At 70.1% G+C, this 18564-nt stretch carries 17 protein-coding genes; 7 read left to right on the top strand and 10 right to left on the bottom strand.

Annotation, left to right across the window (positions count from 1 at the left end; all coding sequences use genetic code 11):
- Window positions 1–40 precede the first annotated feature (40 nt).
- From ACWDAK_RS00495 to ACWDAK_RS00520, 6 genes are all read right to left on the bottom strand, one after another.
- Entirely contained in the window at window positions 41–436 is a 396-nt protein-coding gene (locus ACWDAK_RS00495) for a cytidine deaminase (protein WP_344638084.1), read from the bottom strand.
- Window positions 433–1704: an ABC transporter permease gene (locus ACWDAK_RS00500; protein WP_344638085.1), complete on the bottom strand. Its 1272-nt coding sequence runs from the start codon at window positions 1702–1704 to the stop codon at window positions 433–435. Before ACWDAK_RS00500 ends, ACWDAK_RS00495 begins: the two co-directional genes overlap by 4 nt.
- Window positions 1701–2855 carry an ABC transporter permease gene (locus tag ACWDAK_RS00505; RefSeq protein WP_344638086.1) on the bottom strand — a complete coding sequence of 385 codons (1155 nt, stop codon included), beginning with the start codon at window positions 2853–2855 and terminating at the stop codon, window positions 1701–1703. Before ACWDAK_RS00505 ends, ACWDAK_RS00500 begins: the two co-directional genes overlap by 4 nt.
- A gap of 3 nt (window positions 2856–2858) precedes the next feature.
- A complete protein-coding gene (locus tag ACWDAK_RS00510; RefSeq protein WP_427392840.1) occupies window positions 2859–4466 on the bottom strand; it encodes an ABC transporter ATP-binding protein in 1608 nt (535 codons plus the stop codon).
- Between the two features lie 282 nt (window positions 4467–4748).
- Window positions 4749–5816 carry a BMP family lipoprotein gene (locus ACWDAK_RS00515; RefSeq protein WP_427392839.1) on the bottom strand — a complete coding sequence of 356 codons (1068 nt, stop codon included), beginning with the start codon at window positions 5814–5816 and terminating at the stop codon, window positions 4749–4751.
- A 315-nt stretch (window positions 5817–6131) separates the two neighbouring features.
- Window positions 6132–7397 carry an amidohydrolase gene (locus ACWDAK_RS00520; protein WP_427392838.1) on the bottom strand — a complete coding sequence of 422 codons (1266 nt, stop codon included), beginning with the start codon at window positions 7395–7397 and terminating at the stop codon, window positions 6132–6134.
- Window positions 7398–7790: 393 nt separating this feature from the next.
- On the opposite strand from ACWDAK_RS00520, the gene ACWDAK_RS00525 reads away from it, so the two are divergent.
- Window positions 7791–9857, top strand: coding sequence for a S53 family peptidase (locus tag ACWDAK_RS00525; RefSeq protein ID WP_427392837.1), 2067 nt, complete (start codon window positions 7791–7793; stop codon window positions 9855–9857).
- A 67-nt stretch (window positions 9858–9924) separates the two neighbouring features.
- Here ACWDAK_RS00525 and ACWDAK_RS00530 read toward each other — a convergent pair whose 3' ends face one another.
- Window positions 9925–11529: an acyl-CoA mutase large subunit family protein gene (locus ACWDAK_RS00530; protein WP_427392836.1), complete on the bottom strand. Its 1605-nt coding sequence runs from the start codon at window positions 11527–11529 to the stop codon at window positions 9925–9927.
- Window positions 11530–11649: 120 nt separating this feature from the next.
- Between ACWDAK_RS00530 and ACWDAK_RS00535 the strand changes: the two genes are divergently transcribed.
- On the top strand, window positions 11650–12393 hold the full coding sequence (locus ACWDAK_RS00535; protein ID WP_344638090.1) for an SDR family oxidoreductase: 744 nt from the start codon (window positions 11650–11652) through the stop codon (window positions 12391–12393).
- 474 nt (window positions 12394–12867) lie between these two features.
- Window positions 12868–13362: a 2-oxo-4-hydroxy-4-carboxy-5-ureidoimidazoline decarboxylase gene (locus ACWDAK_RS00540; protein WP_344638133.1), complete on the top strand. Its 495-nt coding sequence runs from the start codon at window positions 12868–12870 to the stop codon at window positions 13360–13362.
- 27 nt (window positions 13363–13389) lie between these two features.
- Here ACWDAK_RS00540 and ACWDAK_RS00545 read toward each other — a convergent pair whose 3' ends face one another.
- A complete protein-coding gene (locus ACWDAK_RS00545) occupies window positions 13390–14109 on the bottom strand; it encodes a hypothetical protein (RefSeq protein ID WP_427392835.1) in 720 nt (239 codons plus the stop codon).
- 242 nt (window positions 14110–14351) lie between these two features.
- On the opposite strand from ACWDAK_RS00545, the gene sdhC reads away from it, so the two are divergent.
- The 4 genes from sdhC to ACWDAK_RS00565 are packed head-to-tail and all read left to right on the top strand — an operon-like array spanning window position 14352 to window position 17782.
- Window positions 14352–14732, top strand: coding sequence for a succinate dehydrogenase, cytochrome b556 subunit (gene sdhC / locus ACWDAK_RS00550; RefSeq protein WP_344638092.1), 381 nt, complete (start codon window positions 14352–14354; stop codon window positions 14730–14732).
- Window positions 14733–14738: 6 nt separating this feature from the next.
- Window positions 14739–15230, top strand: coding sequence for a succinate dehydrogenase hydrophobic membrane anchor subunit (locus ACWDAK_RS00555; protein WP_344638093.1), 492 nt, complete (start codon window positions 14739–14741; stop codon window positions 15228–15230).
- Between the two features lie 36 nt (window positions 15231–15266).
- The gene (gene sdhA / locus ACWDAK_RS00560) at window positions 15267–17009 is read left to right on the top strand and encodes a succinate dehydrogenase flavoprotein subunit (protein ID WP_344638094.1); all 1743 of its coding nucleotides are present in this window, start codon (window positions 15267–15269) and stop codon (window positions 17007–17009) included.
- The gene (locus ACWDAK_RS00565) at window positions 17009–17782 is read left to right on the top strand and encodes a succinate dehydrogenase iron-sulfur subunit (protein WP_344638095.1); all 774 of its coding nucleotides are present in this window, start codon (window positions 17009–17011) and stop codon (window positions 17780–17782) included. Before sdhA ends, ACWDAK_RS00565 begins: the two co-directional genes overlap by 1 nt.
- 56 nt (window positions 17783–17838) lie before the next feature.
- Here ACWDAK_RS00565 and ACWDAK_RS00570 read toward each other — a convergent pair whose 3' ends face one another.
- Both ACWDAK_RS00570 and ACWDAK_RS00575 read right to left on the bottom strand, forming a co-directional pair.
- Entirely contained in the window at window positions 17839–18180 is a 342-nt protein-coding gene (locus ACWDAK_RS00570; protein WP_344638096.1) for a hypothetical protein, read from the bottom strand.
- A gap of 14 nt (window positions 18181–18194) precedes the next feature.
- Window positions 18195–18440 carry an SCO4848 family membrane protein gene (locus ACWDAK_RS00575; protein ID WP_344638097.1) on the bottom strand — a complete coding sequence of 82 codons (246 nt, stop codon included), beginning with the start codon at window positions 18438–18440 and terminating at the stop codon, window positions 18195–18197.
- Window positions 18441–18564: the final 124 nt, after the last annotated feature.

The raw sequence follows: 18564 nt of genomic DNA on the forward strand, positions 1-18564 counted from the left end.
GTCTCCTCGCGACACTCTACGCGCGTAAAAAGAGCTGCTGCTAGAGCCGCTCGGGTCCGAACGCGTCCGGCAGGACCTGCGCCATGGTCTTCACGCCCGAGGGCAGGTCGATCAGCAGGTCCGGACCGCCGTGCTCGTACAGCAGCTGGCGGCAGCGGCCGCACGGCATCAGCAGCTCACCGGCGCCGTCCACACAGGTGAACGCCACCAGCCGGCCGCCGCCCGAGGCGTGCAGCGCGGAGACCAGGCCGCACTCGGCGCACAGCCCGAGCCCGTACGAGGCGTTCTCCACGTTGCAGCCGGTGACGGTGCGCCCGTCGTCGACCAGGGCCGCGGCCCCGACCGGGAACTTGCTGTACGGCGCGTACGCACGCGACATCGCGTCCCGGGCGGCGGCCCGCAGCCGCTCCCAGTCCGGGGCCCCGGCGGCGGTCACTTGCCCTGGCCCTTGCGGTAGATCTGCCCGTCGGCCTTCGGCGGGCGCAGTCGCTGCGAGGCCAGCGCGAGCACCACCAGGGTGATCACGTACGGCGTGGCGACGATCAGCGGACGCGGCACCGAGTCGGTGGTCGCGTACCAGGCGGCCAGACCGCCGGCCACCACGAAGCTGACGATCGCACCGGTGACCTTGCGGCGGTACAGCTGCCACAGCGCCATCAGCGCCATCGCCACGGCGACCACGATCAGCAGCACGTGCACCGAGTCGGCGTCGCGCAGCTGGAGGCTGTCGGTGAAGCCGAACAGGCCCGCACCGGCGGCCAGGCCGCCCGGCAGCCAGTTACCGAAGATCATCGCGGCCAGACCGATGTAACCGCGACCCTGGGTCTGCCCGTCCTTGTAGAAGTGGGCCGCCACCAGCGAGAGGTACGAGCCCGCCAGGCCGGCGAAGGCACCGGAGACGATGACCGCGATGTACTTGTACTTGTAGACGTTGACGCCCAGCGACTCGGCGGCCGTCGGGTTCTCGCCGCAGGAGCGCAGCCGCAGACCGAAGACGGTGCGCCAGAGCAGGAAGTAGCTGGCGACCACCAGGGCGGCGGCGATCAGGATGACCACCGAGAGGTTGGTGACCACGCCACCCAGGATGCCCGCGACGTCGGAGACCAGGAACCAGTGGTGCGACTCGACGGTGTCCAGCCAGTGCGACAGGCCCGGCACCGTGATGTTCGGCAGCGAGTTGGCCGGCGGGGACTGGTTGGCGCCGGCGCCGTCGGCGACGTAGTCGGTGTAGTAGATCTTGTTGATGTACGCGCAGATGCCGGGGATCAGCAGGTTGATGCCGACGCCGGAGACGATGTGGTCCACACCGAAGGTGACGGTGACGACCGCGTGCAGCAGACCGCCGAGCGCGCCGCCCGCCATGCCGGCGAGCAGGCCGACCCAGGGGTTGACCAGGAAGCCGGCCCAGGCACCGCAGAAGGTGCCGGCGACCATCATTCCTTCCAGACCGATGTTGACCACACCGGCCCGCTCGGACCACAGACCGCCGAGGCCGGCGAGCGCGATCGGCACGGCCGAGCCGAGCGCGGCGGCGACCTGGCCGGAGGAGGTCAGACCGTGGTTGCCGGTCAGCATGCCGACCACGGAGAACAGCGTCAGGACGCCGGCGATCAGCAGCAGCACGACCGGGGTCGAGAGCTTGGCCTTCTTGGCGGGCGTGCCGCCGGGGGCCTTGGGCTTAGCAGCAGCGGTTGCGGTACTCATGCCGCCACCTCCTTCTTGGCGGCCGCCGCGGCCTGTGCGGCGAGCTGGGCGCCGACCTTCTGCTGCTGGCGCTTCAGACCGAAGCGGCGCACCAGCTCATAGGCGACGACGACACAGATGACGATGACACCCTGCATGACCGCGGCGATCTCCTGCGGGTAGCCGGAGAACGGCAGCTGGACCGCGGTGGCGTCCAGGAAGGCGAACAGCAGCGCCGAGAAGGCGATGCCGATCGGCGAGTTCCGGCCGAGCAGCGCGATCGCGATGCCGAGGAAGCCGAGACCGGGCTGGAAGCTCTGGCCGTAGCTGTACGAGTTCTGCAGCAGGTCGGGCAGACCGATCAGACCGGCCAGCGCACCGGAGACCAGCATGCTGGTCAGCACCATGCGCTTGACGTTGACGCCCGAGGCGTGCGCGGCGCTCTCCGAGCGACCGGTGGCGCGCAGGTCGAAACCGAACCGGGTGCGGGTGAGCACCAGTTGGAAGACCACGCCGACCAGGACCGCGATGAAGATGAAGCCCCAGAGGCTGCCGCCCTGGGTGTCCAGGGCGAAGAAGTGGCTGGAGGCCGAGACCGGGTCGGTCTGGATGGAGTTGCTGACGCCGCCCTTGCTCGACGGCGCGAACACGCCGGGGACCAGCAGCAGACCGACCACCGCGGTGGCGATGGAGTTCAGCATGATGGTCGAGATGACCTCGCTGACACCCCGGGTGATCTTCAGGACACCGGCGACACCGGCCCAGATGGCGCCGACCAGCATGGCGACGACGATCAGCAGCGGGATCTGGACGACCGCGGGCAGGTCCACCTGGGAGCCGACGAACGCCGCGAACAGCGCGGCCAGCTTGTACTGGCCCTCGGCGCCGATGTTGAACAGGTTCATCCGGAAGCCGAAGGCGACCGCGACACCCGCGAGGTAGTAGGTGGTGGCCTTGTTGAGGGTGGCCACCTGGGCGTCGGACTTGACGCCGTAGCTCAGCATCGTGCTGAACGCGTTGAACGGGTCCAGCCCGGAGACGGCGAGCAGGACGGCACACAGCACGACCGAGAGCAGCACGGCCAGCACCGGCGCGGAGAGGCCGAGCAGGACGCGCTCGCCGTCGAAGCGCTTGGCCGCCGGGCGCGTGGCGGTTTCAGGACTACTGGTCATGGGTTACTCCCCCGCCTGCGCGTTGCCGTCGGCGGTGTCGGTGGGCTCGTCGGCGGACTCGCCGAGGTGCGGGTGCTCGGCCTCGGCCTCGGTGCCCTCGGCGGCGACCGCCTTGTCCTCCTCGACGGCCTCGGACTCGGACTCGATGTGACCGGTGGCCGCACCGGTCATCGCGGTGCCCAGGTCCTCTGCGGTGACCGTGGCCGGGTCGGCGTCGGCGACCAGGCGGCCGCGGTAGATGACCCGGATGGTGTCGGAGAGGCCGATCAGCTCGTCCAGGTCGGCGGAGATCAGCAGCACCGCCAGGCCCGCGCGCTGCGCGGTGCGGATGTGCTCCCAGATCTGCGCCTGCGCACCGACGTCCACACCGCGGGTGGGGTGGGCGGCGATCAGCAGCTTGGGGTCATGGGCCATCTCGCGGCCGATGATCAGCTTCTGCTGGTTACCACCGGAGAGCGAGGCCGCGGTGACGTCGATCCCGGGGGTGCGAACGTCGAACTCCTCGACGATCCGCTGGGTGTCCTTGCGAGCGGCGGCCGGGTCCAGGAGGACGCCCTTGGAGTTGGGCGACTCGGTGACGTGACCGAGGATGCGGTTCTCCCAGAGCGGGGCCTCCAGCAGCAGACCGTGCCGGTGGCGGTCCTCCGGGATGTAGCCGATGCCGGCCTCGCGGCGGGCGCGGGTGAGCGAACCGGAGAGGTCCTTGCCGTCCAGCGTCACGGTGCCGGCGTTCAGCGGGAGCATGCCCATGATCGCCTCGACCAGTTCGGCCTGGCCGTTGCCCTCGACACCGGCGATGCCGAGGACCTCACCCTTGCGGATGCTCAGCGAGATGTCGTCCAGGACCACGCGCTCGATGCCCTCGGCGTCCGCCTTGGCGATGCGCAGGCCCTCGACCGTGAGCATCTCCACGTCGGTGACGGTGCACTCGCGGCTCTCCGGGGAGGGCAGCTCGGCGCCGACCATCAGCTCGGCGAGCTCGCGGGCGGTCACGCTCTTCGGGTCGGCGTCACCGACGGTGGTGCCGCGGCGGATGACGCTGATCGCATCGGCCACCGAGAGCACCTCGTGCAGCTTGTGCGAGATGAAGATGACGGTGACGCCCTCGGCCTTGAGTTCGCGGAGGTTGTCGAAGAGCGCGTCCACCTCCTGCGGCACCAGCACCGCGGTGGGCTCGTCCAGGATCAGGATCCTGGCGCCGCGGTAGAGCACCTTGAGGATCTCGACGCGCTGGCGGTCGGCCACGCCCAGGTCCTCGACCAGCGCGTCCGGGCGCACGCCCAGGCCGTACTGGTCGGAGATCTCCTTGATCTTGGCCTTGGCCTTGGCGCCTATGCCGTGCAGCTTCTCGCCGCCGAGGACGACGTTCTCCCACACGGTGAGGTTGTCGGCCAGCATGAAGTGCTGGTGCACCATGCCGATGCCGCGCGCGATGGCGTCACCGGGGGTGTGGAACTCGACCTGCTCGCCGTTGATGGTGATGGTGCCCTCATCGGGCTTCTGCATCCCGTAGAGGATCTTCATCAGCGTGGACTTGCCGGCGCCGTTCTCGCCCATCAGGGCGTGCACGGTGCCGGTGTTCACGGTGAGGTTGATGTCGTGGTTGGCCACGACGCCGGGGAAGCGCTTGGTGATACCGCGCAGTTCGACGGCCGGTGTCGCCGTCCCCGTGCTGGGGTTGCCGCCCTTGTTCAGGACGGGTTCGGAAGCGGTGATGGCGATCTCCTGGTGTTCTGGATGGCGCGTCGCTGCGCTGGAGGGCCAAGACGGGGGGATTTGAGGGGGATGGGAGGGGCCCGGTGGAGCGCGTTACGCGCGCCCCGCCGGGCCCCTCCCTGAATTCGCGTCAATCACGCCCTGCCCGGCAGGAGGCAGTGGCAGGTCAGGCTGGTGTCAGTTCTGCGGCGCGGTCGGGACCTTGGTGGCACCCGAGGTGATGGCCGTGGTGGCGTCGTCCAGCTTGGCCTTGAAGTCGCCGATGAAGCCGCCGGTGATGGCCAGCGAGACGCCGTCGCTCTTCAGGTCGAAGTTCTTGACACCGGTGAGCGGGTTGCCGTCCTTGGCCGCCTTGATGTACTGGAACACCGCGACGTTCACGTTCTTCACCATCGAGGTGAGGATGTGGTCCTTGTACTTCTGCAGCGCCGGCTGCTTGGCCTGGTCGGCGTCGACACCGATGGCCCAGGCGCCGTCCTTCTGCGAGACGGCCTCGATGGCGCCCGAACCGGAGGAACCGGCGGCGGAGTAGATGATGTCCGCGCCCTTGTCGAGCTGGCCCTGAGCGGCCTCCTTGCCCTTGCCCGGGTCGTTGAAGCCGCTGAAGTCCGGCGGGGTGCTCAGGTAGGTGGTCTCGACCTGGATCTTCGAGTCGACCGAGGCGACACCGGCCTTGTAACCGGCCTCGAACTTCTTGATCAGCTCGGACTGGACACCGCCGATGAAGCCGACGTGCTTGGTCTTGGTCTTCAGCGCGGCGGCGACACCGGCCAGGTACGAGCCCTCCTGCTCCGAGAAGGTCAGCGAAGTGACGTTGCTCGGCTGGGTGTTGGAGGAGGAGTCGATGATCGCGAACTTGACGTTCGGGTTCTCCTTGGCGACCTTCTCGACGGCCGGCTGGTACACGAAGCCGACTGCGATGATCGGGTTGTAGCCCTTGGAGACCAGGGTGGAGAGACGGGTCTCCTTGTCGGCCTCGGCCTCACCGGTCTTGGCCTCCTGCTCGGCGACGTCCACGCCCAGCTGGGCCTTGGCATCGTCGAGACCCTTGGCGGCCGAGTCGTTGAACGACTGGTCGCCACGGCCGCCGATGTCGTAGGCCATGCCGACCTTGAGGGCGGAGCCGCCGGAGGAGCCGGAGCCGGAGGAGGCGGTGTCGGTGCTCTTTGCGCCGCAAGCGGCGAGCGAGGCGATGCCCAGGGATCCCGAGAGCACTACCGCGGCGAGCTTCATTGAACGGCGCAAGGGAGTTTCTCCTTCTCAACACAGCCGTTTGGCGTGGTTGAGCGCCACCGTAACGCGCGTAGAACACGGTTGGGTTACAGCCTGCGGGGGCCTGGGGGTTGTTACCAAAATGTGGTCCTACGTCCGGACAAAGCGGACAAAAACGAAACCCTCTATCCCCCGAACTGTCAGTGTCGGGTGATAACGCGAACACCCTGCGCCAGTACTCGAACACCCTACGCCAAGACGCCGCTTGCTCTCACATCCGCTTCTCGTATATCCCGCCGCCGCTTGCCACTTGCCGCTTGGCCCCGCGGGGCCGGGAAGGCCCCCGGCTCACACCCGGCCGTGCTCCAGCGCCAGCGCCGCGAAGAGCTCCACCCCGATCCCGATCGCCCGCTCGTCCACGTCGAAGTCGCCCTGGTGCAGGTCGCGCACCCCCTTCTCGTGCGGGGCCCGGACGCCGAGCCGGGCGAGTGCACCGGGGGCCTGCTCCAGGTACCAGGAGAAGTCCTCACCGCCGAGGCTCTGCTCGGTGTCCTCGACCACCGGGCCACCGCCCTGGGCGAAGCGGGCGGTCATCGCCGCCTCCAACTGCGCGATCGACTCGTGCTCGTTCACCACCGGCGGCACGCCGCGGTGGTAGTCGAGGCTCCACTTGGCGCGGTAGGTCTCGGCGATCTTGGCGATCAGCTCGTGCAGCGCGTCGGGCGCCTCGCGCCAGCCCGCCAGCTCCAGGCAGCGGACCGTGCCCTCCAGTTCGGCGTGCTGCGGGATGACGTTCGGCGCCGACCCCGAGGCGATCCGGCCCCAGACCAGGCTGACGCCCCAGCGCGGGTCCATCCGGCGGGCCAGCGCGGCGGGCAGGTCGGCGGCCATCCTGGCCACCGCCGTCACCAGGTCGGTGGTCAGGTGCGGCCGGGCGGTGTGACCGCCGGGACCGTCCAGGTGGAGCTCCAGGCGATCGCAGGCCGAGGTGATGGCACCGATCTTCAGGCCGATCCGGCCGACCGACACCCTGGGGTCGCAGTGCAGCGCGAAGATCCGGCCGACCCCCTCCATGCCGCCCGCCTCGATCACGTCCAGCGCGCCGCCCGGCATCACCTCCTCGGCCGGCTGGAAGATCAGCCGCACCGGCTGCCTCAGCTCCCCGGCCTGCAGCGCCTGGGCCAGCACCAGCGCGGTACCCAGCACCACTGAGGTGTGCACGTCGTGCCCGCAGGCGTGGGCCCGGCCCGGCAGGGTGGAGTGGTAGGGGACCTCGGTCTTGGCGTCGTCGATCGGCAGCGCGTCGATGTCCGCGCGGAAGGCCAGGAAAGGCGCGCCCGGCCTGGCCCCGGCCGGCACCAGGTCCACGATCATGCCGGTGCCACTGGGGAGCACCCGGGGCGTGAGCCCGGCTGCCACCAGCCGCTCGCGCAGCAGCCTGGTGGTACGGAACTCCTGCCGTCCGAGCTCGGGGTGGCGGTGCAGGTCCCGGCGGAACGCGATCAGCTCGGCCTCGTACGCCCGGACCCGGGCGCGCAGGTCGGAGCCCGGCCGGACGGCACCAGGGCGGGCGGGGGGTGTGGGTGCGGACTCGACGGCCTGAGGTTGGTTCACCTCAACAAGAGTAGGCCGGTGACAGGGATTTGGCCTGACTTCCGAAGAAGTCATGCTTACCGGCCGTGCAGATGGGTATGACATACCGTTTCAGCCGCCTTCCCGATGATCACTGCCCTGTGCAACGACTCCAGGGCCCGACGGACACGGCGGCCCCTGGGAGCCTGCCGCAATCCGCCCCTCTGCCCGGATTGCCCCGCACTGCACCCCTACCCGCGGGTCATGCGCTGGCAAAGCTTTTGGATGAACTCTTGAGCAGCGCACACGCGTCCGAATAGACAACTACCGCACAGTCAACTTCCCTGCCACAGCTGGGTGAACAGCTCGTGGCTTCCTCCGTCGTGCCCTGATGAAGGCGATCTGACGGACCGTTCACAGAAGTGGGGACCCTACGTGCCAGCAGCACGAACCCTGCGCACCCGGGCGGCGGTGGCGGCTCCGGCCGTCGCCGCGCTGATCCTGGGCACGCTCGCGGCCGCGACTCCCGCCGGTGCAGCCACCCCGGTCAACGAGCAGGCCGCCAAGGAGCTGCCGGGCAGCCACCCGGCCTGGGCCACCGCGCAGGCCGACGCCGGGGCCGTCGCCGACTCCACCCAGAGCACCGCCCGGGTCTACCTGGCCGGCCAGAACTCCGCCGGGCTGGCCGCGCTGGCCAAGGCCGTCTCGGACGTCAACTCGCCCGACTACGGCAAGTTCCTCTCCGCCGACGAGGCCAAGACCAAGTTCGGCGCCACCCCGGCCCAGGTCAAGGCGGTCACCGCCTGGCTGACCGGCGCCGGCCTCAAGGTCACCGACCAGACCGCGCACTACGTCGAGGTCTCCGGCACCACCGGCCAGCTGGCCAAGGCCTTCGGTGCCCCGATCCACTCGTACCGGACCGCCGACGGCACCCACCGCGCACCCGCCCGCGACGTCGTGGTCCCCGCCGCCCTCGCCGGCTCGGTGCTGGGTGTCGCCAACCTGACCGACGTCCAGCACAAGGCCGTCTCCCAGGCCGTCTCGGTCAAGGACGCCGAGCAGGCCGGGGCCCAGTCCCGGGCCGCCGCCGCGCCCGAGGCCGCCAAGCCGGACGCCGGCCTGCCGACCGTCCCGACCTGCTCGGACAACGGCTACGCCTCCAAGATCGCCAAGGGCGCCCCGGCCGGGTACGAGAAGAACGAGCCCTTCGCTCCGTGCTCGTACACCCCGACCCAGCTGCGCAAGGCGTACGGCATCAGCGATGCCAAGGTGACCGGCAAGGGGGCCCGGATCGCCATCATCGACGCCTACGCGCTCGGCACCATGGAGCAGGACGCGAACCACTTCGCGCAGCTGCACGGCGACAAGCCGTTCGCCAAGGGCCAGTACAGCGAGGTCGTCACCAAGGACAAGTGGAACCACCAGTCCGACTGCGGTGACTGGTCCGGCGAGGAGGCCCTGGACGTCGAGATGGCGCACGGTCTCGCGCCCGACGCCAAGGTCGTCTACGTCGGCGCCGACTCCTGCCTGGACGGCGACCTGAACGCCGCGCTGGCCAAGGTCGTCGACGGTCACCTGGCCGACATCGTCTCCAACTCGTGGGGCGAGATCATGCACGGCAAGAGCGGGGACCTGGACCCGGCCGTGATAGCCGCCGACAACCAGCTCTTCGAGCTCGGTGCCGTCGAGGGCATCAGCTTCACCGTCTCCAGCGGTGACTGCGGCAACGACTCGCCGCAGGCCGCCGCGACCGGCATCAACTGCGAGAAGGAGACCAACCAGGCGCAGGCCCAGTGGCCGTCCTCCTCGCCGTGGGTCACCTCGGTCGGCGGCACCGCCCTGGAGCTCGCCGACAAGACGGGCAAGTACGGCCACGAGGTCTCCATGGGCGACGTGCGCTCGGTGCTCTCGGACGACGGCAAGTCCTGGACCCCGAAGCCCGGCACCGGCACCTTCTACTTCGGCGGTGGCGGCGGCGTCTCCAAGGACTTCCAGCAGCCCTGGTACCAGAAGGGCGTCGTGCCGAAGTCCGTCTCCATGACGGCGGCCGACGGCACCAAGTCCCTCACCCCGCTGCGCGCCACCCCCGACGTCGCGATGAGCGGTGACCTGGTCGCGGCCACCCTGGTCGGTTACACCGACAAGGGCACCTACAGCGAGGGCGGCTACGGCGGCACCTCGGTCTCCGCGCCGGAGTACGCGGCCATCCTGGCCGACACCATCCAGGAGCGCGGCGGCCGGGCGATCGGCTTCGCCAACCCCGCCATCTACGACCGGGCCGGCACCAAGGCGTTCCACGACGTCAACGACGCCGCCGTGCGCACCCCGCGCGGCAACGTGGTCGACCTCGGCATGGTCGGCGGCTCGCTCAAGGTCCGCCTGTACAAGATCGGCGCCGACTACGGCCTGACCGCGAAGAAGGGCTACGACACCGCGACCGGCGTCGGCACCCCGAACGGCGCTGACTACTTCAAGTCCTTCAAGCTGCCCAGGAAGAACTGACGCGGCGCACCACCCGAACGCCCCCGGTCCCTCTGCGGACCGGGGGCGTTCGCCCTGTCGGTCGGCCTCAGAAGCGCTCGACGGGCGCGTACGTCCCCCAGATCTCGCGCAGCGCGTCGCAGACCTCGCCGACGGTGGCCCTCGCCGCCAACGCCTCCCGCATCGGGTACAGCACGTTGTCGCTGCCGGAGGCGGCCCGGCGCAGCGCGGTCAGCGCCCGATCCACCGCCGGACCGTCACGCCGCGCACGGAGGCCGGCCAGCCGCTCGGCCTGCCGCGCCTCGATCGCCGGGTCCACCCTGAGCGGCTGGTAGGGCTCCTCGGCGTCCAGCCGGAAGCGGTTGACCCCGACCACGGTGCGCTCGCCGGAGTCGGTCTCCTGCTGGATGCGGTAGGCGGTGCGCTCGATCTCGCCCTTCTGCCAGCCCCGCTCGATCGCGGCCACCGCGCCGCCCGACTCCTCGACCCTGGCCATCAGTCCGAGTGCGGCCGCCTCGAGGCCGTCGGTCATCGACTCCACCGCGTAGCTGCCCGCGAACGGGTCCACGGTGGCGGTGACGTCGGTCTCGTACGCGAGCACCTGTTGGGTGCGCAGCGCGAGCCTGGCGGCCTTCTCGGTGGGCAGCGCGATGGCCTCGTCGTAGCTGTTGGTGTGCAGCGACTGGGTACCGCCGAGCACCGCGGCGAGCGCCTGCACCGAAACCCGGACCAGGTTCACCTCCGGCTGCTGGGCGGTGAGTTGGACCCCCGCGGTCTGGGTGTGGAAGCGCAGCATCTGCGACTTGGGGTTCTGGGCCCCGAACTCCTCCCGCATCACCCTGGCCCAGATCCGCCTGGCCGCACGGAACTTGGCGACCTCCTCCAGGAGGGTGGTGCGGGAGACGAAGAAGAAGGACAGGCGCGGCGCGAAGTCGTCCACGTCCATCCCGGCGGCGACGGCGGTGCGCACGTACTCGATGCCGTTGGCCAGCGTGAAGGCGATCTCCTGCGCGGGGTCCGCCCCCGCCTCGGCCATGTGGTAGCCGGAGATCGAGATGGTGTTCCACCTAGGGATCTCGGCCCGGCAGTACCGGAAGACGTCCGCGACCAGGCGCAGGCTGGGCTTCGGCGGGAAGATGTACGTCCCGCGCGCGATGTACTCCTTCAGCACGTCGTTCTGGACCGTGCCGCTCAGCCGGCCGGGCGCCACCCCCTGCGCCTCGCCGACCAGTTGGTAGAGCAGCAGGAGCAGGGCCGCGGGTGCGTTGATGGTCATCGAGGTGGACACCTCGCCGAGCGGGATGCCGCCGAACAGGATGTCCATGTCCTCGACCGAGTCGATCGCCACCCCGACCTTGCCGACCTCGCCGGCCGCGATCGGGGCGTCCGAGTCGTACCCCATCTGGGTCGGCAGGTCGAAGGCGACCGACAGGCCCGTGGTGCCGTGGGCGATCAGCTGCCGGTACCGGGCGTTGGACTCGGCGGCGGTCCCGAAGCCGGCGTACTGGCGCATGGTCCACGGCCTGCCGGTGTACATCGTCGGGTAGACCCCCCGGGTGAAGGGGTACTCGCCGGGCCGGCCGAGCCCGGCCCGCGCGTCCCAGCCTTCGAGGTCTTCGGGGCCGTACACCGGCGCGATCGGGAGGCCGGACTCGGTGCGGCGGGGATCAGTGCGGCGGGGGTCGGCTGCCATGCGGGGCCTCCGCGGGATGGAAGGTGCCTTGACCGCAATGTAGTGGGGGACGGAAGGCGGCGCCGGTCGTACGCGTTGAGATGATCAGTTCCAACGACCGGATCTTTCCCAGGAGTGGCAATGACCGAGCAGAAGGTGGCCGTGGTCACCGGTGCGAGCAGCGGGATCGGCGCGGCGACCGCCAGACGGCTGGCGGCGGACGGATTCGACGTGGTCCTCGCCGCCCGCCGGACCGAGCGGATCGAGGCGCTGGCCAAGGAGATCGGCGGCCGCGCCTACACCCTGGACGTCACCGACCGCGCCGCCGTCGACGCCTTCGCCGCCGAGGTCGGCCGGGTGGACGTCCTGGTCAACAACGCGGGCGGGGCGATCGGCGCGGAGTCGGTGGAGAGCGGCGACCCGGACGACTGGCGGGCCATGTACGAGGTCAACGTGATCGGCGTGCTGCACGTGACCCAGGCGCTGCTGCCCGCCCTGCGGGCGAGTGGCGACGGCACGGTGCTGGTGCTCTCCTCCACCGCCGCGCTGGCCGCCTACGAGGGCGGCGGCGGGTACGTCGCGGCCAAGCACGCCGCGCACACCATCGCCGCGACGCTCCGGCTCGAACTGTGCGGCGAGCCGATCCGGGTGATCGAGATCGCCCCCGGCATGGTCAGGTCGGAGGGCTTCGCGGTGACCAGGTACCGCGGGGACGAGGAGAAGGCCGCCGCGGTGTACGCGGGCGTGGCCGAGCCGCTCACCTCCGAGGACATCGCGGACACCGTCTCCTGGGCCGTCACCCGGCCCTCGCACGTCAACATCGACCTGCTGGTGGTCCGCCCGCGCGCCCAGGCCGCCAACCACAAGGTCCACCGCGTGCTGTAGCCCAGATGAGGCTCCTCCGGGCGGCGGGGCGCGGGCCCGCCGCCCACCGTCCCGCGCGCTTCCCGCGCCCCCGTCCGCCCGGGTGCCCCTCGGGAACGCCCTGCCCCTGGGGCCCTGGGACATGACCCGTTGGTGTCAACGTCACAACTTGATAGCTCGATCGAATGAATTCTGCGCGCCGCCTCCACAACTGATGAGCACTCAACTACCGTTGTCCCGCTGCCGGGTCGGACCTCCTGACACCCGGCCCGGCCCGCTCCCACAGGTCGGTCGCGCCATCGCACAGCACGTATGTCCGTGCGCGCACCCGCCCCTGCCTGCTCCCCTCACGAGGAGGACCCGCTGGCCAGCGACATCCCGCCGCAGCGACCCGATCCTCCCCCGGACACCGTCCGGGAGGACCCGCCCCCAGACTTCGTCCGGGGGGACCCGCCCCCAGACTTCGTCCGGGGGGACCCCCGATCGACGCCGTCCCTGCTCGGGCTCCACCGCTTCAACGAGGCCGACCCCGGCGCGGCGGAGGAGGCCCTGCTGGCCTGCTGCGGCAGCCACCGGTGGGCCCTGCGACTCGCGGCCCACCGCCCCTACCCCGACATAGAGTCCCTGCTCGCCGCCGCGAGCGAGGCCTCGTACGACCTGCGGCCGGCCGATCTGGCCGAGGCGCTGGCGGACGAGAGCTGGATGCCGCAGCCGCAGCTAGGCATGCGCGCGCCCGGCAGCCAGGCGGCCCACACCGCCCTGCGGGCCGCACACGCCGCGTACGAGGCGCGGTTCGGCCATGTCTTCGTGGTGTGCCTGGACGGCATCGACCCCGAGGAGATGCTCGACACCGTGCTGAGCTCGATCCGCACCCGGCTGGCGAACGACCCGGACGAGGAGCGCCTGATCGCCGCCGAGGAGCTCCGCCGGATCGCCCTGACCAGACTGGAACACCTGGTCGCCACCCACCAGGCCAGCCCGGCCCGCTAGGGCCTGGCCCAGCGCGTCACCCCGCTGTTACTGCTGCTGCGCCTCCCGCAGCTTGGCCACCTGCGCCTGGACCAGCCCCTGGTCCGGCGCGGGGGCCGGGTTCCCGCCCGCCCCGACGGTGGTGAACACCGCCAGTACCGTGCCGGCCCGCGCCAGCAGGGCGCGCTGGACGAGCGAGGTGGCGTCGGATTCATTCGTGAGGGTGAACGCGCTGGCGCCGTCCGCTCCCTCCGGCGTGGGCGTGTCGATCCTGGACAGCCGGTGCCTGGTACGGACCACGGCCCCCTTGCCGCCCGCCGGTCCGGCGCTCCGGGCGGTCGAGGTGAAGCTGCCGCACTGCGCCAGTACCCGGTCCAGCTCGCCCTGGATGTCGGCGGCCCGGCCGGGCTCGAAGGCCAGCAGGCCGGCGTAGACACTGCCCGCGGGGTCGGCGGCGAGCGCGACGCCGAGATCGGTCTCGGCGATCGGGCCGGAGGCCGCCTTGCCCGGCGCCATCGCGTCGAGCACCGGCTGACAGGCCGCCACGTCGGAGGTCTGGCGGTCGGCGCCCTGGGCGGTCTGCCGGCCCGGGGCCATCAGGGTGACGCTGTATCCGTGACCGAGGTCGCCGTCGGTGACGGCAGCGGCCCTCAGCTGGTCGGCGGTGAGCAGCCGGGGTACTCGGTCGGACGACGGGGCTACGGTGGCGCAGCCGGCCGCCAGCGCGAGCAGCGCACAGCTCAGAACACTCAGGGGACGGTGGGGCACGGCGGTCCTCGACAGCGGGAAGCGGACGGTGGATCGCACCGTAGCGCAGTTGCATCATCACCCAGAGTGACAGTTCCCGGTTCTGCTAGCCCGTACGTGCCTGATTGATCACACCTGACACCCCCGGAGGCGTCCGACGACACGGCGTCGATAGGATGCTGGCGGCCGGTGGACCGTACCCGGCCGGGCTGACCGACACCGAAGCCGGCCGAGCCCCCGAATCCGCTTCCGGAGGGTTTTCCGTGCCGGCTGGAACGCTGTACCGCGGCCGGGAAGGCATGTGGAGCTGGGTGGCTCACCGAGTCACCGGCGTCCTCATCTTCTTCTTCCTGTTCGCACATGTCCTCGACACCGCACTGGTGCGGGTGTCGCCGCAGGCGTACGACTCCGTCATCGCGACGTACAAGACGCCGCTCGTGAACCTGATGGAGTACGGCCTCACCGCCGCCATCCTGTTCCACGCCCTGAACGGCCTGCGCGTCGTTGCCGTGGACTTCTGGGCCAAGGGCCCGAAGTACCAGAAGCAGATGCTCTGGACCGTCGTCGGCGTCTGGGTCGTCCTGATGGCCGGCGCCTTCTACCCGATCCTGCAGCACACCCTTCGCACCTGGTTCGGGGGCTGATCCCAGATGGCTACTGAGACCACCGACACGCTGGTCGTCCCGTCCGCCCAGGCCCACACCGGCCAGGGCCTGGGGACCGGCAACCCGGCCGACGCCTTCGTGATCGAGCCGGCCCGGACCCGCACGAAGAAGACCCCGCGCCGTACGCGCACCAACTTCGAGATGCTCGCCTGGCTGTTCATGCGCCTGTCGGGTGTCGTCCTGGTCGTCCTGATCCTGGGCCACCTGCTGATCAACATCGTCCTCGACGGCGGTGTCTCCAAGATCAGCTTCGCCTTCGTGGCCGGCAAGTGGGCCTCGCCGTTCTGGCAGGGCTGGGACCTGCTGATGCTGTGGCTGGCCATGCTGCACGGCGCCAACGGCATGCGCACGGTCATCAACGACTACGCGGAGAAGGACTCCACTCGCCTGTGGCTGAAGCTCCTCCTGGGTGCCGCGACCGTCTTCACGGTCCTGCTCGGCACCCTGGTGATCTTCACCTTCGACCCCAACATCTAAGTCGGTAGCGAGCCCACAGCGAGGCGACTAACCCCCATGCAGATTCACCAGTACGACACCGTCATCGTCGGCGCGGGCGGCGCCGGCATGCGCGCGGCCATCGAGTCGACGCAGCGCAGCCGCACCGCCGTGCTGACCAAGCTCTACCCCACCCGGTCCCACACCGGCGCGGCCCAGGGCGGCATGTGCGCCGCCCTCGCCAACGTCGAGGAGGACAACTGGGAGTGGCACACCTTCGACACGGTCAAGGGTGGTGACTACCTGGTCGACCAGGACGCCGCCGAGATCATGTGCAAGGAGGCCATCGACGCGGTCCTCGACCTCGAGAAGATGGGCCTGCCCTTCTCCCGCACCGACCAGGGCCGGATCGACCAGCGCCGCTTCGGCGGTCACTCCCGCAACCACGGTGAGGCGCCCGTCCGCCGCTCCTGCTACGCGGCCGACCGCACCGGTCACATGATCCTCCAGACGCTGTTCCAGAACTGCGTCAAGCACGGTGTCGAGTTCTTCAACGAGTTCTACGTCCTCGACCTGCTCATCAACGAGGGCAAGACCGCCGGCGTCGTCGCCTACGAGCTGGCCACCGGCGAGATCCACGTCTTCCAGGCCAAGGCGGTCGTGTTCGCCTCCGGCGGCACCGGCAAGATGTTCAAGGTCACCTCGAACGCCCACACGCTGACCGGTGACGGCCAGGCCGTGGCGTACCGCCGGGGCCTGCCGCTGGAGGACATGGAGTTCTTCCAGTTCCACCCGACGGGCATCTGGCGCATGGGCATCCTGCTCACCGAGGGTGCCCGCGGCGAGGGCGGCATCCTGCGCAACAAGGACGGCGAGCGCTTCATGGAGCGCTACGCCCCCGTCATGAAGGACCTCGCGTCCCGTGACGTCTGCTCGCGCGCCATCTACAGCGAGATCCGCGAGGGTCGCGGCTGCGGTCCGGACGGCGACCACGTCTACCTGGACCTGACCCACCTGCCGCCGGAGCAGCTGGACGCCAAGCTCCCGGACATCACCGAGTTCGCCCGCACCTACCTCGGCATCGAGCCCTACACGGACCCGATCCCGATCCAGCCCACCGCGCACTACGGCATGGGCGGCATCCCGACCAACGTCGAGGGTGAGGTGCTGAAGAACAACACCGACATCGTCCCGGGCCTGTACGCGGCCGGCGAGGTCGCCTGCGTCTCGGTGCACGGCGCCAACCGCCTGGGCACCAACTCGCTGCTGGACATCAACGTGTTCGGCCGCCGCGCGGGCATCGCCGCCGCCGGCTACGCCGAGAAGCACGACTTCGTCGAGCTGCCGGCCGACCCGGGCAAGCTCGTCCAGGACATGGTCGACGGCCTGCGCGAGTCCACCGGCACCGAGTCGGTGGCCCAGCTCCGCAAGGAGCTGCAGGAGAGCATGGACGCCAACGCGTCCGTGTACCGCACCGGTGACACCCTGAAGCAGGCGGTCAAGGACGTTCGCAACCTGCGCGAGCGGTACAAGAACGTCGCCATCCAGGACAAGGGCATGCGCTACAACACGGACCTCCTGGAGGCCGTGGAGCTGGGCAACCTGCTCGACCTGGCCGAGGTGCTGGTCGTCTCCGCGCTGGCCCGCGAGGAGTCCCGCGGCGGTCACTACCGCGAGGACTTCCCCAAGCGCGACGACGAGAAGTTCATGCAGCACACCATGGCGTACCAGGAGGTTGCCGCGGACGGCAGCACCTCGATCCGCCTCGACTACAAGCCGGTCGTGCAGACCCGCTACCAGCCGATGGAGCGTAAGTACTGATGAGCACTCCGACCGTGGAGAAGCACTCGGCCGCTCTGGACGCGGCCGAGTCGGGTGCCACCCAGCTGATCACCGTCACCCTCCGGATCCGCCGGTTCAACCCGGAGGAGCACCCGGACCCGGTGTGGGTCGACTACAAGCTGGAGATGGACCCCAAGGAGCGCGTCCTGGACGCCCTCAACAAGGTCAAGTGGGAGCAGGACGGCACCCTCACCTACCGCCGTTCCTGCGCGCACGGCATCTGCGGCTCCGACGCCATGCGGATCAACGGCCGCAACCGGCTGGCGTGCAAGACCCTGATCAAGGACGTCAACCCGGAGAAGCCGATCACGGTCGAGGCCATAAAGGGTCTCGCGGTCCTCAAGGACCTGATCGTCGACATGGACCCGTTCTTCCAGGCGTACAAGGACGTCATGCCGTTCCTCATCACCAAGGGGAACGACCCGACCCGCGAGCGCCTGCAGTCCCAGGAGGACCGCGAGCGGTTCGACGACACCACCAAGTGCATCCTGTGCGCCGCGTGCACGTCGTCCTGCCCGGTCTTCTGGAACGACGGCCAGTACTTCGGCCCGGCCGCCATCGTCAACGCGCACCGCTTCATCTTCGACTCGCGTGACGAGGGCGCCGAGCAGCGCCTGGAGATCCTCAACGACCGTGAGGGCGTGTGGCGTTGCCGCACCACCTTCAACTGCTCCGAGGCCTGCCCCCGTGGCATCGAGGTCACCAAGGCGATCCAGGAAGTGAAGCGGGCCCTGGTGACCCGCCGCTTCTAGTCGCCGAGCCCCGAGGGCCCGTCCGGTCGAACCGGACGGGCCCTCGGGCGTTCTCGTCAGGACAGGACGCCCAGGTCCTTCGGCGCGGTGAAACCGTGGAAGGTCAGCAGGTGCCGCTCGGCGGTCACCGCGTACAGGTCCGGCACGCCGTCGCCGTCGATGTCGCCCACGCTGGCCAGCGTCGGGTACTCGTCGACCGGGAAGGTGCCGGCCACCGTGCCCGAGGCCGGATCGGCCAGCGCCGAGAAGTCGTACGTGCCGTCGGCCAGTTTGCCGACCGGGTACGTCCGCAGCGTGCCGGTGGCCCGCTCGCGGGCCCACAGGGCGAGGCTGCCGATATGCGTGCGCCGGATAAGCGCCCGGCGCAGATCCTGGCAGCGCCGGGGCGGTGGGGGCAATCGGTTTGGAAGGGTCAGTCCTCGCGGGGCGCGCGCAGGCCGCGGACGCCGATGCCGCCGATCACGAGGCCGAGGAGCAGGGAGGTGACGGCGAGCAGGAGGTGGATCCAGAAGAAGGCGGTGGGCTGGGAGTGGTCGCCGCCCACGAAGGCCTGGCCGCCGGAGTCCTTCCAGAGGTTCTTCACGAAGGTGGTCCAGATGATCAGGGACCAGACGCCGAAGGCGGCGAGGAACCAGGAGGCGCGGCGGCTGAGCTTCATGGGGTGTCCTTGGGCGGGAGGGGCGGTCTCGTTCCAGTATGAGGAGTCTGCCGGACGGCCCAGCGACCGGCACTCTTCGGAGGGACGGATACGGCGCGGCGACCGAATCGGCAGCGGTCTGGGT

Source organism: Kitasatospora sp. NPDC001175 (assembly GCF_053598215.1).